General features: G+C 70.4%; 12 protein-coding genes. 4 read left to right on the plus strand and 8 right to left on the minus strand.

Annotated elements, in window-relative coordinates:
• Positions 1-23 precede the first annotated feature (23 nt).
• From ACFHPP_RS10020 to ACFHPP_RS10040, 5 genes are all read right to left on the minus strand, one after another.
• Positions 24-1,475 (minus strand): polysaccharide biosynthesis/export family protein, encoded by a 1,452-nt coding sequence (locus ACFHPP_RS10020; RefSeq protein WP_437163127.1) that lies wholly within the window; start codon positions 1,473-1,475, stop codon positions 24-26.
• Positions 1,476-1,539: 64 nt separating this feature from the next.
• Positions 1,540-2,574 (minus strand): SDR family NAD(P)-dependent oxidoreductase, encoded by a 1,035-nt coding sequence (locus ACFHPP_RS10025; protein ID WP_437163128.1) that lies wholly within the window; start codon positions 2,572-2,574, stop codon positions 1,540-1,542.
• 11 nt (positions 2,575-2,585) lie between these two features.
• Positions 2,586-3,326: a sugar transferase gene (locus tag ACFHPP_RS10030; protein WP_437163129.1), complete on the minus strand. Its 741-nt coding sequence runs from the start codon at positions 3,324-3,326 to the stop codon at positions 2,586-2,588.
• A complete protein-coding gene (locus ACFHPP_RS10035; protein WP_437163130.1) occupies positions 3,323-4,450 on the minus strand; it encodes a DegT/DnrJ/EryC1/StrS family aminotransferase in 1,128 nt (375 codons plus the stop codon). The genes ACFHPP_RS10030 and ACFHPP_RS10035 overlap by 4 nt, the downstream gene beginning before the upstream one ends.
• 57 nt (positions 4,451-4,507) lie before the next feature.
• On the minus strand, positions 4,508-5,230 hold the full coding sequence (locus ACFHPP_RS10040; protein ID WP_437163131.1) for a nucleotidyltransferase family protein: 723 nt from the start codon (positions 5,228-5,230) through the stop codon (positions 4,508-4,510).
• A 282-nt stretch (positions 5,231-5,512) separates the two neighbouring features.
• On the opposite strand from ACFHPP_RS10040, the gene ACFHPP_RS10045 reads away from it, so the two are divergent.
• The 4 genes from ACFHPP_RS10045 to ACFHPP_RS10060 all read left to right on the plus strand — a co-directional run bounded on the left by ACFHPP_RS10045 (position 5,513) and on the right by ACFHPP_RS10060 (position 10,948).
• Complete coding sequence (locus ACFHPP_RS10045) at positions 5,513-6,769, plus strand: O-antigen ligase family protein (protein WP_437163132.1); 1,257 nt, start codon at positions 5,513-5,515, stop codon at positions 6,767-6,769.
• Positions 6,766-8,799 carry a GumC family protein gene (locus ACFHPP_RS10050; RefSeq protein ID WP_437163133.1) on the plus strand — a complete coding sequence of 678 codons (2,034 nt, stop codon included), beginning with the start codon at positions 6,766-6,768 and terminating at the stop codon, positions 8,797-8,799. Before ACFHPP_RS10045 ends, ACFHPP_RS10050 begins: the two co-directional genes overlap by 4 nt.
• Before the next feature lie 36 nt (positions 8,800-8,835).
• Positions 8,836-9,741 carry a hypothetical protein gene (locus ACFHPP_RS10055; protein WP_437163134.1) on the plus strand — a complete coding sequence of 302 codons (906 nt, stop codon included), beginning with the start codon at positions 8,836-8,838 and terminating at the stop codon, positions 9,739-9,741.
• A gap of 61 nt (positions 9,742-9,802) precedes the next feature.
• The gene (locus ACFHPP_RS10060) at positions 9,803-10,948 is read left to right on the plus strand and encodes a glycosyltransferase (protein ID WP_437163135.1); all 1,146 of its coding nucleotides are present in this window, start codon (positions 9,803-9,805) and stop codon (positions 10,946-10,948) included.
• A gap of 20 nt (positions 10,949-10,968) precedes the next feature.
• Here ACFHPP_RS10060 and ACFHPP_RS10065 read toward each other — a convergent pair whose 3' ends face one another.
• Genes ACFHPP_RS10065 through ACFHPP_RS10075 form a run of 3 tightly spaced genes read right to left on the minus strand, consistent with a single transcriptional unit; the run spans position 10,969 to position 16,003 of the window.
• Entirely contained in the window at positions 10,969-12,486 is a 1,518-nt protein-coding gene (locus tag ACFHPP_RS10065; protein WP_437163136.1) for a GH3 family domain-containing protein, read from the minus strand.
• A complete protein-coding gene (locus ACFHPP_RS10070) occupies positions 12,483-14,750 on the minus strand; it encodes a penicillin acylase family protein (protein WP_437163137.1) in 2,268 nt (755 codons plus the stop codon). Before ACFHPP_RS10070 ends, ACFHPP_RS10065 begins: the two co-directional genes overlap by 4 nt.
• A complete protein-coding gene (locus ACFHPP_RS10075; RefSeq protein WP_437163138.1) occupies positions 14,747-16,003 on the minus strand; it encodes an MFS transporter in 1,257 nt (418 codons plus the stop codon). The genes ACFHPP_RS10070 and ACFHPP_RS10075 overlap by 4 nt, the downstream gene beginning before the upstream one ends.
• Positions 16,004-16,048: the final 45 nt, after the last annotated feature.

Consider the following 16,048-nt stretch of genomic DNA (forward strand, 5'->3'; position numbering starts at 1 on the left):
GGCGATGCGACGCGGCCGCGCGCTCATCGCCGCAAGCCTGCCGCAAGCCTGGCGCGCTCGGACTCAGCCAGGTCCGAAGCAGGCAGGATCCGTGCTTCCGGGCGAGGTGCGGAGGCCTCCGGCGTGCGGCTGTTCGCCGGCAGCGCGGGCCGCGTGCCGGCGACGACCCCAGCCAGCGGCGGCGCACCGCCACCCCGCCCGAGATCGACGATGTCGCCAGGCTGCAGCTCGGTTTCCCAGTCGGCCCTGACCAGGGCAGCGCCACCGGTGCCGGCGCGCACCAGCGTGATCGTCAATTCGCCCGGCTCGCTGGTCGGAACCGCGACACCCAGCAACCGCAGTCTCTCCTCGATGCTCTCGAGCCGGGCGCGCGCGGTCGCCACCTTCGGAACCGCCTCCTGCAACTCCGCCAGCAGGCGGATACGGCGACGATCATCGGCGCGTTCGAAGTCCCGCAGCAACTCCGCGCGCTGCCGCCGCACGGAGACCAGCTGCGCCGAGGTCTGCAGGGCCCGGGTCGAGGAGAACAGCAGGACCCGCCGCGCATCCGTGGCGCGGGATTGCGTGACCATGCCGCGGGCGAGCAGCTGCGTCGTCCGCTGCAACTCCGCGGTATCCGCCTCGACGCCCTCCTCCTCGCGCTCCTGCTGCGCGGTCAGGGACTCGATCTGGCGCCCGGCTTCCGCCGCGGCATTGAGCAGGTAGCTCTTCTCCCGCTCGTGGTCGGCGGCACGGTTGCTGCGATACTCGGCCTCCCGCGTCAGCAGCTGTTCCAGCACGCGGTCGGCGACCGGTGCGGGCGGCAGGCTCGCGCGATCGAATTCAGCATCGTCGCCCAGTTCCGCCTTCAGGCGCCACGCGCGCGCCAGTTCCGCCGCGAGGGCGATCCAGACGGTGCCGAATTCACCGCGCAGCTGCGCCGCCTCGCCATGCGTGCCGACCTCGGGCCGCAGCAGGGTGAACCCGCCGGCCGCCGCCATCACGTGGCGCACCGTCATGCCGGGGCGGAACGGCTGCTCGCCGGGCCGCGCGACATTTCCTGTGATGGAAACCGGCCGGTATTCCGCGATGGACGCCGAGATCTGCTCCCGGTCCACGAAGCGCAGCAATTCCCGGCCATCCGCCAGGTAGGTCCGCAGCGGGCGGCTGGCGAGCGCTGTCTGGATGCGCGCCTCGACCTCGGCGAGTGTCGCGCCGGCGGCAGCGACGCGGCCCGCCAGGGGTATCGGCAGGCTGCCATCGAGCTGCACCGCGACGCGCCGCAGCAGTTCCGGCCAGCCTGCCACGGACACCTCGATCACGTCGCCGGGCTGCAACCGATAGGCCGCGGCCTGCGCCGGCAGATGCACAAGGCAGAGCATCGCCGCGGCGCAGCTTGCCGCCCGCATCATCCGCCGGAAGCCGGCGCCGGTCAGGGCGGATTCCTGCGCATCCGCAGCCGGCCCCTGGTACCAATGCCTTGGTCCTGCAATCACTCCACCACCTCCGGCTCGCGCCCGACTTGGCGCCGTCTGGCGTAAGGCCATGCCACGCATACGCTCAGGTGACGTAGTCGCGTTCACGGCGCACCCGCCCCTCCTCCAGCCGGCGGCGCCACCACGCCGCCGTCCGCGCCAGTCCCTCACGCAGGTCAACCCGCGGATGCCAACCCGTGGCAGCCGAGAAACGACTCGCATCGGCCAGAAGCTCCCGCACCTCGGAACGCTCCGGGCGCATCCGCTCCGCGTCGGTCTCGATCGGCTTGCTGCTTCCGGTGACCTCGATGACCCGTTGCGCGATCTCGCCGATCGTCACCGCGACACCGCTTCCCGCATTGTAGGCGCTGCCGAACTCCACCTGGGGCGCGCTCCCGATCGCCAGGAAGGCGGCTACCGTGTCGCCGACGAAGGTGAAGTCCCTGACCGTCGAGAGGTCACCGACGCGAATGGTCGCCACCTTCGGATCGAGCGCCTGGCGCAACAACGTCGCGATCACCGCCCGTTCGCTCTGACGGGGGCCGAAGGTGTTGAAGGGCCGCAGGATGGCCACCGGCAGGCCGAACGACCGTGCGAAGGCTTCCGCCATCATGTCGGCGCCGATCTTGGACGCCGAGTAGGGCGACTGGCCCTGGAGCCGGTGCGATTCCGCAATCGGCGAGACGAGTGCCGAGCCGTAGACCTCGCTCGTCGAGGTGTGCACGACGCGCAGGACGTCGTTGCTGCGCGCGGCCTCGAGCACATTGAGCGTGCCGAGCACGTTGGTGTCCACGTAGGATTGCGGCGCCGCGTAGGAGTAGGGAATGGCGATCAACGCCGCCAGATGGAACACCACGTCCTTGCCCACCGCGAGGCGCCGCATCAGCGCGGCATCGCGCACGTCGCCGCGCACCGCGTGGATGCTTTCCCGGATCGCCGGCGGAAGGTCGTCGAGCCAACCGAGTGAATCGAAGGAGTTGTAGAGGGTGAGTGCCGTGACGTTCGCGCCGCTGCGAACCAGCTGCTCGGTGAGGTGCGAGCCGATGAAGCCGTCGGCACCGGTGACCAGGACATTGATGCCCTGGTAGCCGGTGGCCACGCGCCCAGCGCCTTCGTCCATGCCCCTGCTCCCTAGATCCGCACGGTGAAGCTGGGCGCCCTGCCGAGCTCACCGCGCGATCCCGCCGCGCCCATGGCGGAGGATGGGCCGGTGGCGGGCAGGGAAAGTCCACCCCGTGTCCTGTACAGGCCCACCACGGCCAGCACGCCGCACAGGATCCATCCGATGTCGGACAGCAGCGTGCGCTTCGGGTAATAGGCCAGGTCGAGCTGCGCCTTGGTCGGGAACAGCACCTGCCGGTACAGCCGGGCCGGCTCCGCGCCCGGTGGATAAAGGGCACCCTCGTCGCGGAATGCCACCTGGCTCGGCCCGAAGATGCCGGGCCGGTAGGCCAGCACGGCGCGATTCGCATCGTCGAAGCAATCCGCGAAGGCGAGGCTTTCCGGCCTCGGCCCGACGATCGACATCTCGCCCTTGAGGATGTTGTAGAGCTGCGGCAGCTCATCGAGCTTGGTGATCTCGAGGATCCGCCCGATCGGCGACATCCGGTCATCGCCCCGCACCGTCAATGGCCGCCCGGACTCGACCGCGCACTTCTTGAACTTGCGGAACTTGAACAGGCGGAAATGGCGCCCATCCTGCCCCAGGCGCGTCTGCGCGAAGAAGATCGGCCGGCCACTCTCGATCAGGATCGCCAGCGTCACCAGCAGCAGGACCGGGCTGAGAAACAGGATGCCGAGGCCGGCGAGGACCACGTCGAGAGCGCGGCTTCCGAGGGAATTCCGCCTGGCCTGGAAAGGCTGGATGTTCATGTCAGCGCTCCCTGAAGCTGGACGGCCCTGGCCAAGGCGGTCACGACCGTCGTGACATCCGCGAGCTCCATGGCCGGATGCAGCGGCAGCGTGATCTCGCGCTCGCAGAACTCCTCCGTGACGGGCAGGCTCAGGCCAGGAAAGCGGTCGAGATAGAAGGACAAGTGGTGGACCGGCGGGTAGTGCACCGTGGTCTGCACGCCGGCCTCGCGCAGGAAGATCGAGACGGCCTTGCGGGACAGACCCTTGGGCAGCAGGACCGGCATGATGTGGTGCGCCGAGGCGCCTTCATCCATGAAGGGCATGAGGATCTTGGGGCAATCCCGTGCGAGCGCCGCGGCGTAGGCATCGCGCAGCAGCCGTCGCTTGGCGTTCCAGGCGTCGAGCCGCTCCAACTGGACCAGGCCGATGGCGGCGCGCAGTTCGTCCATCCGGTAGTTGAAGCCGAGCATGGTCACGTCGTAATCCGCTGTGCGCGCATTCAGGCGCTCGAAGGTGCCGCTGGTCATGCCGTGGCCACGCAGCCGCCGCGTGCGCTCCAGCAGTTCCGGCGAGCGGGACAGGATCATGCCGCCCTCCGCCGTCGTCATGTTCTTGTTGCCGTAGAAGCTGAATGCGGCCGCCGCGCCATAGGTGCCGACACCCTCGATGCCGATCACATGCGCCGCATCCTCGACAAGGTGAATGCCGTGGCGCGCCGCGAGGTCCTGCCAGGCGGCGCGATCGGCCAGGCGCCCGGCGAAGTGCACCAGGATGACGGCGCGCGTACGTGGGGTGATCCTGGCTTCCACAGCCGCGACGGAAAGGATGGGGTAGTCCAGCGCCGCGATGTCGGCGAAGACCGGCGTGGCCCCGACGTACAGAACGCTGTTCGCGGTGGCCACGAAGGTGAGGGAGGGCACCACCACCTCATCGCCCGGCCCGATATCGAGCGCCGCCAGGATCAGGTGCAGCGCGGCGGTGCAGGAGCCGACGGCAACCGCATCGGCGGCGCCGTGCCGCGCCGCGAAGTTCTCCTCGAACCGCCGCACACGCGCGCCCATCGTGATCCATCCGCTGTCGATCGTCTCGCACAGCGCGCGCTTCTCCGCGTCGCCAAGCTCCGGCTGGGCTACAAGCAACACCTGCGTATCCTCCCGTGCAAATCGACCCTGCCGACACCGTGGACGGCGACGGCTGGCTCAGGCGACGAGCGCCACTTCCTCGAAGGCCGGCGGCTGTTCATCCCAGGCCAGGTTCTGTGCGGTCTGGAAGTCCTCGATACGCCCGATGTCGAGCCAGAGGCCGTCATGCAGGAAGGTCCCGGTGCGCACCCCCTCGGCCAGCAGGCACAGGATCAGGTCATCGAAGCCGAACGGCACGCCGTCCGGGATGTAGGACAGCGCCTGCGGTTCCATGCAGTAGACGCCCATGCTCACCAGGTTGGTCAGCACCGGCTTTTCCTTGAAGCTGGTGATCCGCCCGTTGGTCTGCTCGATGACGCCGAAATCCGTCTTGGTCCTGCGCAGCGACGTCGCGACCGTCACGATGTTACCCTGCCGGCGATGGCAGTCGGCGAAGCTGGCGAGACTTAGGTTGGTGAGCACGTCGCCATTGATCACCATGAAGGGCTCGTCGAGCTCCTCCTTCAGCATGCACAACGGGCCAATGGTCCCCAGGGGCTCCCTTTCCTCGGTATAGCGAATCCGCAGGTTCCACTGCGCGCCATCCTGGCAGAAGCTCTTGATCAGATGCCCGAGGTAGCCGGTGGTGATGTAGACGTCGCGGATGTTGTTGCGACGCAGCCAGTTCAGCAGCAGCTCCAGCACCGGCTTGGCGCCCACTGGCATCAGCGGCTTGGGCAGCACCATCGTGTAGGGCCGGAGACGCGTACCTTTGCCGCCACATTGAATGACCGCCTTCATTACCGCATGCTCCGTTCAGGAGTTTCGTGGCGTTCCGCCTACCATCGGGCGACGCCGTGATCTTCGCGCCAAATGCGGTCGCTGTAAGCGGTCAGGAAGGATATGCCCCCATTGGGCCAGCGTCCTTCGGTTCGATGCCTTCATGACATCGCCACGCTCTCCGAAGGGGTAATCCCTTGCCTACTCCAGAGGATGGTCGGAAGGCGATTTACGAACACGGACCCACGGTGCGACCCTTGGCCTGTCTGCGATGCCTGCGGCAGCGTCTTGGAGAGGACCGTCTTGCCCCGCGATATCCTGCTCGGCCTGGGTCTTGCGCTCTCGACAGCAACGCAGTTCCGCGTGCCAGGACTGCCGCTCGGCCCCGGCGAGCTGTTTTTGAGCGCGTGGCTTGTGCTTGCGACGACGGCGCAACTGGTCGGTGGGCGGCCTGCTGCCAATCAGGCCCTCGGACGTCTCATGACATTCTGGACGGTCCTGGCACTGGCGCTCTCGGTCGCGCTCGTGAGCGGCCTTGCGCGGGATCTGTTCCAGGACGTCGGCGGCATGCTGCACGACATCACCGCCTATCTCCTGATGATGGCGATCGGCCTGATGCTCATGCTGGAGCTGCAGGATGCGCGGCGGCGGAGAGGCGCCATCTGGATCTTCGTGGGCCTGAGCACGGCGATCCTGACCATCCAGCTGATCAGCGGCTTCGGGCTGAACCTGGTGCCAGGTGTCGACAACTGGTTCTACGACCGCTTCCGCGGCTGGTCGGAGAATCCGAATCAGCTCGGCTTCTTCGTGGTGGTTCTCACCTTCGTCGCGCTTCACCTGGCGGAGACCGCGCCATCGGCAACGGAACGCGTTGGCGGCCTGGCCTGTGCGGCGGTGGCAGGGCTCGCCGGCGTCCTTACGCGAAGCGATTCCTATGTGGTTGCCCTTCTCATCGGCGCCTCGGTCTGGGTCGCACTCACCGCCTTCGTCTGGTTCCGCACCCTCCGCTCCGGCCTGGTGCTGCGCGGCGCCACCGTGCTGTTCGCGCTTCTTTCGATACCGCTTGCGGCCGCGGCCTTCGCACCCTTCGCCGCCGCCGCGCTGGAGCGCATCGAGGATACCTCGGCGAGCCTGTACAACGACAATGAGCAGGGCGAGACGCGGCTGCAGCTCTGGATCGAGGCGCTGGACCGCGGCTACCAGTCCGGACTGATTGGCTTCGGCCCGGGGCCGCAGTTGACCAGCAAGTCGTACAAGCGCCCGCCGCCCGAGAAGTTCGAAGCCCACAACACCTTCCTCGACCTTTTCGTCCAAGGTGGCCTGGTGGCACTGGCGGCCTTCCTCTGGCTGGTTGGTTGCGCCGCACTGGGCGCATGGCGCACCCGGCTCGCCGGCATGCTGGCGCTGATCGGCGCCCTGACTGCGTTCGGGTTCTTCCACTACGTCGTACGCCAGCCGATCTTCTGGTTCGGCGTGGCGACCTGCCTGCTGGAGGCCAATCGGCTCGTCGCTGCATCGGGTCTGCGGCTCCTTCCTTTGCGAACGGAAGTATCGGCATGAACCATGGCTTCGGCGCCTCGCCGCCAATCGTGTTGCTCCTGAACATCCTGCGCCGCCGCTGGCGGGTCGTGGGCGCCTGCATGCTCACGACGGGGCTCATCGGCCTGGCGCTCGGTTCACTGGTATCGCCCGTCTACACGGCGAAGGTCCAGATCGTGCTCGACGAGCAGGTGGCCGCTCGGGCCGCGCGGTTCGACGATGCCTCGGTGCAGACCTGGGTCGAGCTTCTGTCGACGGCCAGCCACATACGGCGCCTGCATGCCAGCCTTGCCGAGGATCCAATCCAGCCCGAAGATGCGAGCTTTGTCCGGCCGCTTCTGACGGACCTGGCGGATCAGGTCGGCGCGATGCTGGATCCGGTGCTGAGTCGTACGGCGCCCGACGATTCAGGCACGGCGGGTGCCTCGCATGACCTGCAACTGCCGACGCTGAAGGAGCTGGAGCGCGGGCTGCGGTCCTTCAAGGAACGGCAGTCGCGCATCCTGTCCGTGACCTTCACCTGGACGGATCCAAATGTCGCGGCGGCCATCGCCAACCGTTGCGCGGCGCTGTTCCTTGAACACAACTTCCAGCTTCAGATGGCCGGCCGTGAACAGGCGCGGGAAGCGGTGCAGCGTCGCATGGCGCTTGCGCGCGCGGATCTGGGCCGGGCCGCCGCGACGCTGGCGCAGTTCCGCGTCGAGCATGGTGTCTCCGACGCCGACCGCGCCGACCAGATCGATACGCAGATCGCCGAGGCGAACCGCCAGCTTGCGATCGCAAGCTCGGGGCTCCAGGCGAGCCGGCAGCTCGGAGCGCTGGACGGCTCGGTCGCATTCGCCGCGCGGCTGCCTGTCGGCGCGCAGCCCGCCTCCGTTCCCGTGCCGGCGGGAAATGCCGATTCGGCGATCCTCGAATCGCGCGTGCAGTACCTGGTCCGCAGGCTTGCGGTCCTTCAGGAGGCGAGCGCAGGTGCGCGGAGTGCGGAGGCGCGGTTGCGTGAATTGCGGCTCGAGGCGGGGGCCGCGGCACAGAGCTTCGAATCGCTTCTGAAGCAGGAGGCGGATTTGCGCGACGGCGCGATCCTGCCCGAGGCAAAGATCGTCTCCCTGGCCAATGCACCGAGCCAGCCGAGTTCGCCCGATCCCATCTTCTTCCTGCCGCCGGCGTTGCTGGTGGGCGCCATCGGCGGCGGGCTGCTCGCGATCGTGCTCGAGCGGATCGACCGGCGGCTGCGCACCGAACGCACGGCGGAAACCGCATTGGGCGCGCGCTGCATCGGCGTGATTCCACGCGTGCGTCGCACGGGAACGCTCGTGCCCCTGCGTACCCTGGCGTTGGAGCCCTTCGCTCCCTACACGCGGGCCATCCGATCCGTCACCATGACCGTGCTGGGATTTCCGACGGACCAGCGTGGTGGGAAGGTGATCCTGTTCACATCGAGCGCGAACCAGGATGGCAAGACCGCGCTTGCGGTCAGCTTCGCGTCCTACGCCGCCCTGCTGCGGCGCCGGGTCCTGGTGATCGACCTCGACCTGCCATCGCCCGAAGTGGGGCGCCTGCTCGGCGGCGCAACCGGGCCGGGTGCGCTGGAGGTCCTGAAGGGCGTGCCGGCGGAAAGCGCGATCCATCGCAACGGCGAGTTCGGCATCGACTACCTGCCGCTGTCGGCCGGCCCGGTCGATCCGCTGCTGCTGATGGCGGATGAAGGCATGCGCGCGCTGCTGGAGGCGCTGCGGCGCCGCTATGACTGCATCGTCATCGATGGTGCGCCGCTGCTCGGCAATCCGGAGGCACGGGTTCTCGTTGCGCTCGCGGACCACGTGATCCTGACGCTGCGATGGGGGTGGACGGAAGTCGAGACCGCGCGCGCAGCCATGCGGGAGATCCGCAAGGTGTCGAACCCCTCATCACGGTCCGCGTCGGTGAGCAGCGTGCTGACGGAGGTCGACCTCCGGCTCTACGCGACCTACCCCTCCGGCATGGAGAATGGCGAGAGCGGGGAACCACGGCTTTCCGACGCCCCGGATCGTGGGATAGCCGGTGCCTGACCGCGTCGGTGGATCGATGGCAGAAGGAAGAATTCCTTGAAGCTCAGGGCCAAGTTCCGTGCGGTGCGAGGCGGGTCGGTCCTTGCCGTGGCCATGGCGCTGGCGCTGCTGGCAGGATCCGCCGCGGCGCAATCCAGGGCCACGACGCCGCAGCATTATGTCGTCAGCCTTCGCGGCGTGTATCCGCCCGCGCTGGCCGTCGGATTCAATCTGGCCGATGTCAGCTCGAGGTCGGGGCTGGATCGGCTTCCCAGCGGCATGAAGGGCGTGCTCTGGCTGCGCAGCGGCTTCAACGGGCGGCGCAACGAATGCAGCTGGCGCATGGACGATGCCGCGGTGCTGGCCGCCGTCGCCTCGGTCCGGCGCCATCCCCGCTTCAGCGGAATCTACTTCATCGCCGACGAGCCACATCCCTCGTTGTGTCCGGAGGCACCGCGACGCATCGCGGAGCGGAGCGCGTTGATCCGCACCGCGCATCCCGGCGCCCGCACCTTCATCGTGGTTTTGAACACCTACAGGTATCCGGGCGAACTGGAGCAGCTGAAGGACACGGCCGACTACATCGGCATCAACCCCTACCCGTGCAACCGCCGGAACATCGGGCGCGGCTGCGATCTGGCTGCGATGCGCGCGCGGATCACGCAGGCACTTGCCGCCGGGGTCGAGCCCGAAAGGCTCGTGCCGGTCTTCCAGGCCTTCGGGCAGACCTGCACCACCTCCCAGCCCGGCTACCAGCGCCTGCCGACGGAGGCGGAGATGGAATCGATGCTCGCGGTCTGGGACGAGTTGGTGCCGCCGGCACGCCGGCCCTTCGACATGACCTACACCTGGGGTTCGCAGCCGCGGCACGCCTGCCCCAGCCTCTCCATGGCGGATGGCGGCGAGCATCCGAACCTGCGCGGCGTCTTCGCCGCCTACTTCGCGCGTCTCGCGGGGCGCTGATGCACGTCGCGGCCCGACCTGCGTGCGGCCTGCCCGAGAGCGTTGACCGGGAAGTGCGGCCATGACCGCGCACCTGCTGCTGGTCGGGGGCGAGGATCACGAGCTTCGCATCCCCTTCCTCCTCGCCTTGCGCCGCAACGGCTTCCACGTCTCGGCAGCCGGAACCGGCCGGCCGGAGCCCTTCGCCCGGGCCGGGCTCGCCTATCATCGCTTCCGCTTCGATCGTTCCGCCAACCCGCTCGCGGATCTGCGCAGCCTTGCCAGCCTCGCGCATCTGTTCAGGGAGGTACGGCCGGATGTCATCCAGTCCTTCGACACCAAGCCGAACATCCTCGTGCCCCTCGCCGCGCGCCGCCAGGTCCGTGCCAAGGTCATCCGGACCATCAACGGCATGGGCTGGCTGTACTCGTCGCGCAACCCGGTCGCGCTCGCACTCCGGCCCGTGTACTGCGCCTTGAACCAGGTCGCCACGCGCTGGACCGCGGCCACGGTGTTCCAGAACAGCGTCGACCGGGCGTATTTCGAAAGCCGCGGCATGGTCGGCGCCGGGCGGAGCCGGCTGATTCCCGGCTCCGGCATCGATGTCACGGCGTCCGAGCCGGCTTCCGCATGCGGCGATTCCAGCCTCGCCCTTCGCGAGCAGCTCGGCCTCGGGACATCGCCGGTCGTCATGACCGTCACGCGCCTGACCCGCCAGAAGGGCATTCCCGCCCTGCTGGGCGCGGCGGCGCTGGTCCACGCGGCGCGGCCGGAGGTCCGCTTCCTGCTGGTCGGGCCGCGCGAGGGCGAGGGACGGCTTGCCGTGTCGCAGGCCGAGATCGATGCGCATGCGCCCTACGTCATCGCGACGGGAAGGCGGCCGGATGTGCCCCGGCTGCTCGGCCTTGCGGATGTGTTCGCGTTTCCCACCGAATACCGCGAAGGTGTTCCGCGCGCCCTGCTGGAGGCGGCGCTGGCGGGCTTGCCCCTGGTCGCGACGCGGATGCCTGGCTGCACCGATGTGGTGGACCACGGCCACACCGGCCTGCTCGTGCCGCCCGGCGACCCACGGCAACTCGCCACGGCCATCCTCGAGCTGCTGGACAACCGCGACGCCGCACTGGCAATGGGCCTACGTGCCGCCGCGCTGGTCCGGCGGGAGTTCTCGCTCGATCTCACCGTCGATCGCTACGCCGGCCTCTATGCGGAGGTCCTGGCGGGTCACTGAGACTGGCTGTCGCGAACCGCTCAGCGCGGGACGCGTTGCCCCGCCAGGTCCCGCACGGCTTCGTCGAAGCGCGCCGCATCCGCGATCACCCGCGGCACCTTGTGCTGCCCGCCCAGCCGGCCGGTGTGGCGCATCCAGGCGAGGAAACTGCCCTCTGGCAGCAGGGTGACCCGCGGCGGTGCCAACTGGCCGGCGCGCCGGTGCGTGGCGTAGTCGTCGTTGCCGGCGCCGAGCCGCGCATCGATCGCCTCCGCCAGGCGGCCGGCCAACCCGCTTCCTGCGCAGTCCACCTCGATCAGCCAGTGGTGCCGCCCGCGCGATCCGATGATCTCCGGCCCCATGGTGAACTCCAGGACCTTGCCCCCTGCCCCCGCGGCCGCGGTCCACAGCGCCGTCTCGATCTCCGCGCTGGTCAGATGCTCGCCGAAGGCGGAGAGGTCCTGCGCCGTGCGACCGGTCACCAGCAGGCGTGGCGGGTCGCGCGACAGGAAGCGGACCGTGTCGCCCAGCACATAGCTCCACAGCCCGGCGCAGGAGGACAGGATGACGGCATAGTCCACGCCCGGCTCGACCGTGGCCACCCAATGCCGCGTCGGCTCCGCCGCGTGCAGTTCGGCCATCGGCACGAACTCCCAGAACACGCCACGGTCGAGGTTCAGCCGCAGCCCCTCGCCCTCGCCGCGGTCGGCGATGGCGCAGAAACCCTCGCTGGCCGGATAGACCTCCCGCGTCGCGCAACCCGGCGGCAGCAGGCGGCGGATGCGGTCGCGATAGGGCTGCCAGGCGGTGCCGCCATGCACCAGCAGCTCCAGCAGCGGCAGGGGGGGCGCGCCGTGGCGTTCGGCCAGGCTGTGCAGCAGCATCAGCAGCCAGCTCGGCGTGCCGGTCAGCACGCGGATGGCCTCCGGCGGCGTCGCCTCCACCAGGGCCAGCAGCTTGTGGTCCCAGGCCTCGATCAACGCCATCCCGGTCGGCGGGAAGCTCCAGCGGCGCAGCAGCGCCGGCACCTCCTGCGCCGCGATGCCGGACAGGTCGCCCTGCCGGATGCCGGGCGCGACCTCCGGCAACGCCGTGCTGCCTCCGAGCATGAAGGACAGGCCGGCGAAGACCCGGCTGCTCGGATGCGCCGCCAGGTGCCAGGCCAGCACGTCGAATCCCGCGGCGCGGTTGGCCCGCACCATCTCAGGCGACACCGGGATGAACTTGGTGCGCCCGGCGCTGGTGCCGGAGGACAGCGCCAGGTAGGGGATGCGGCCAGGCCAGGTCACGTCCGCCAGCGCCGGATAGGCGGGCTGCCACCACTCCGACCAGAAATCCTCGTAGCGGCGCAGCTTCACCCGCGCCTGGTAGGACGCGACATCGCGGATCGACGCGAAGCCGTGCGCGCGGCCGAAGCGCGTGCCGGCTGCGCGCGCGAGCAGCCGGCGCAGCAGCCCGGCCTGCGCCGCCACCGGGTCCAGCCGCCGCAGCCGGTCCAGCCGCCAGCGCGCGGCCAGGCGCAGCATCGGCGTCGCATCGAAGGGCGGCGATTGGGTCATTGCGGGACCATGCGCGTCACCAGCGGGAACTCGGCGGCCACCACCTCCGGCCGCAGCGGCAGGCGGATGCCCTCGTTGCGCTGCCAGATGGGGATCTGGCTGAGGAAGGCGGCGCTGCCGAGCCAGCCATCCTGGCCGCCCCAAAGGCTGAACCAGTTGGCGTCGGGGTCCGACATGTCGCTGATGTGGCGCGCCATGGAGCCGAACACCACGTCATGCGGCCCGGTGATGAAGCCATGGCCCGACTTCATCGGCGTCTCACGCGAACCGCCGACGGGATGCCGCGCCTGGATGAAGGGCTCGCCCACCACGGGCAGGAAGGACAGCACGTAGCCGGCGCGCATGCGGTGCACCTCGCCCCAGTTGCGGTGACGTGCCGCCACCGGCGCGGCGCGTTCCACGGCGCGCCGCAACAGCGCCTCCCGCTCGCCCGCCGGCAGCGCGTCGAGGTCCCGCAGCAGGAAGGTGGTGATGGCGCCCCATTCCGTGGCGAGCGGCAGTCCGCGCGCCTCCGCGACCTGCGGCGCGATCTGGCCGAGCAGCAGTTCGAACACCAGCGCGGCCTCGCTGGTCGCCGCATAGTCGCCGTCCCATCCCCACATGCGCGCGAGCATCGCCGGCTCCGGCGCCCCGCCCGGCAGCGCATCGAGCCGTTGCAGCAGGGCGGCGGCCAGCAGCGCCGCCTTGGGCGCGCGGGTATCCGCCTGCAGCGCCACCAGATCCTGCACGCGCAGCAGCGGGCGCGCCTGCAACAGGGTGCGCAGCCGCATCAGCCGGTCGTCGTCGCTGAAGGAATAGCCCATCGGCGGCCCGCCCGGCGCCCAGGTCTCGGGATTCTCGTTCGCCGAGGTGATGACGCCGTCGGCGGGATCGACCAGTTGCGGCAGGTCGCGCACGCCCCACAGGCGCTGCCATGGCCCGGTCGCGTCCGGGTCGCGCGCATCCAGCACCGGGTCGGCTTCGGGAAAGCCGCGGCGGGAGGGCAGCACCGTCGCCGCCACCCGGCCGATGCCGCCGGCGCGTTCGGCATAGACCAGGTTGAGCGGGGAGACGCCGAAGCCGACCAGGCTTTCGCGGAACTCCGCGCCGTTGCGGGCGCGGGCGGCACGCAGCAGCGCGGTGATCTCGTCGGTCGGCTCATGGCCAGCCCAGCGCAGCGCCAGGCTGTCGCCGGGCCGTGCCCGCAGCAGCGCCGCGTCGGACATCACCGGGCCGTGCGGCGTGTCGCGCAGGCTGCGCCGTGCCGTGGTCCAGAAGCGCCGCGCGATCAGCGTCTCCCGCGTCGTGATCTCGGCCGCTGGCAGGTGGGTGATGTCGAAGACATCGCTGGAGGCGGCGCGCATGTTGGTGCCGCCCCAGGCGAGATCGGGGCTGCGGCCGAAGCCCACCACCGGCAGGCCGGGCACCATCATGCCGACCATGTGGAAGCTGGGGGAGCGCATGCCGGCCAGCAGCCAGACATTCGGCAGCACCAGGCCAAGATGCGGGTCGTTGGCGATCATCGCGCCGCCGCTGGCGCTGCGCGCAGCGGCGACCGCGACGGTGTTGCTGCCGCTGCGGGAGACGTCCTGCAGCAGCGCGCCAAGCGCCGCCTGCCGCCCCGCGAGGCCATCCGGCATGGCATTGCCCGTGCCACCCTCCCGCAGCCGCTGCCAGCGCGCGGCATAGCCCGGCTGGCCGCGATCCTGCAGCAGGCCGATCAGCGGAAACCAGTTCACGTCGCTGCCGGCCAGCCGCCCGATCGCCAGCATGTCGGCCACCGTGAGCGGCTCCCGCCGCAGCGCCAGCAGCCCGGCCTCGGGCGGCAGCGGGCCGTGCCGGATGGCGTGGTTCAGCCCGGCCAGGAACCGCGCGACGAAGGCGCGGGTCTCGGGCGGCCAGCGGCGCTCGATCTCCGGCGCGGCGCGGCCGAAATCCAGGATGCGCAGCGCGTGGTCGTACTCGGTGGCGAGCGGCCCCAGCATCTCCGACAGCCGGCCGCGCGCGATGTTGCGCAGGATCAGGATCTGCCCGGCGCGCAGATGGCCGTGCACCAGGCCCAGCGCATGGGCCAAATCCGCATCCGTCTCGGCCTCGATCCAGGGCACCATGTGCTCGTTCCATCGGATGGTGACGGGCCGTGCGAGGTCGAGCCCGGATCGCGGCAGCGCGGCGAGGCGCTGTTCCACGCTGGCGGGCGCGGGCGCCAGGGCGGCGCAGGCCGGCAGCAGGGCCAGCAGGCCGGTGGACAGCGCCAGGGCGCGCAGGATGCGAGGCGTGATCATCGGGCAGGCGTTCTCCAGTGTTGTGCGGTCGCGGCCACCAGCAGCGCGCCGGCCAGCGCCACCGCCGCGCCGAGGAGGCCGAGCGCCGGCAGGCCGAAGATCGAAAGCCCGAGTCCGCCGAGCGCGGCGCCGAGCCCCTGCCCGGCGAAGACCATCGAGCCGTTGAGCGCGAGCAGCACCGGCCGATGCGCCGGCACCGCCGCCACCAGGCGCAGCTGGACCACCGGCGCGCGCAGGAACAGCGCCGCGGCGCCGAGCGTGGTGGCCGGCACCAGCAGCGCGAGCGTCACGCCCTGCGGCAGCGGCAGCAGCAGCAGCACGCCGAACAGCGACAGCATGGCGGCCGAGAGCAGGAAGCTGGCCAGCAGCGGCCCCCAGGCGCTGGAGCGGTCCGCCCAGCGGCCACCGGCCACCACGCCGGCGATCGCCCCGAGGCCGATCAGCGCCTGCATCGCGCCGACGCCGGCGCCGGAGAAGCCCACCAGCGCGCCCAGCAGCGGCCCGAGATAGGCGGTGACGCAGAAGGTCGCCATGAAGCCCACCAGCGTCAGCGCCAGCGCCGGGGCGACCGCCGGCGCGCCGAGCACCGCGCGCGGCCGGAAGGCGACGCGCGGCCCGGGCCGGATGCGCGGCAGGCGCAGCCGCACGATGGCCGCGGCGACCAGTGCGACCAGCCCCGCCCACAGGAAGGTGCCGCGCCAGCCCAGCACCTCCCCCGCCAGGCTGCCCAGCGGCACGCCGACCACGAAGGCCAGCGTGACGCCGGCGAAGACGGTGGCCATGGCGCGGCCGCGTGCCTCGGGCGGGGACAGCTCGGCCGCCGCGACGGTGGCGATGGGACCGACGAGGCCGGTCGCCAGGCCGCACAGCACGCGGACCAGCATCAGGGTGCCGAGCGTCGATAGCATCGCCGCCACCAGGTTAAGCGCGCCGATGAGCAGCAGGCCGAGGACCAGCACGCGCCGGCGCTCCACCCCCGCCACCGCCGCCGCGACGAAGGGCCCGGTCAGGGCGCTGCTGAAGGCGAAGGCGGTGGCGAGCTGCCCGACCGCGGCGACCGGCACGCCGAGGGTCGCCGCCATGGCGTCGAGATGCCCCACGAAGACGAAGGCCTCCGTGCCCAGCGCGAAGCCGGCGAGGGCGAGGACCGCGATATGCGGGTTCATGCGCCCCGCGGCCGGATGCGGGCCGGGGATGGCTTCGGGCGTCGTCGCATCGGTCGGCTCCGGCGGCTTGCGGGTTGACAGTGTCAACTCGGTTCGCATATTCGGTAGACACCGTCAACCCGTGAGGCCTGC

Source organism: Falsiroseomonas sp. E2-1-a20 (assembly GCF_051433195.1).
Classification (GTDB): Bacteria; Pseudomonadota; Alphaproteobacteria; order Acetobacterales; family Acetobacteraceae; genus Falsiroseomonas.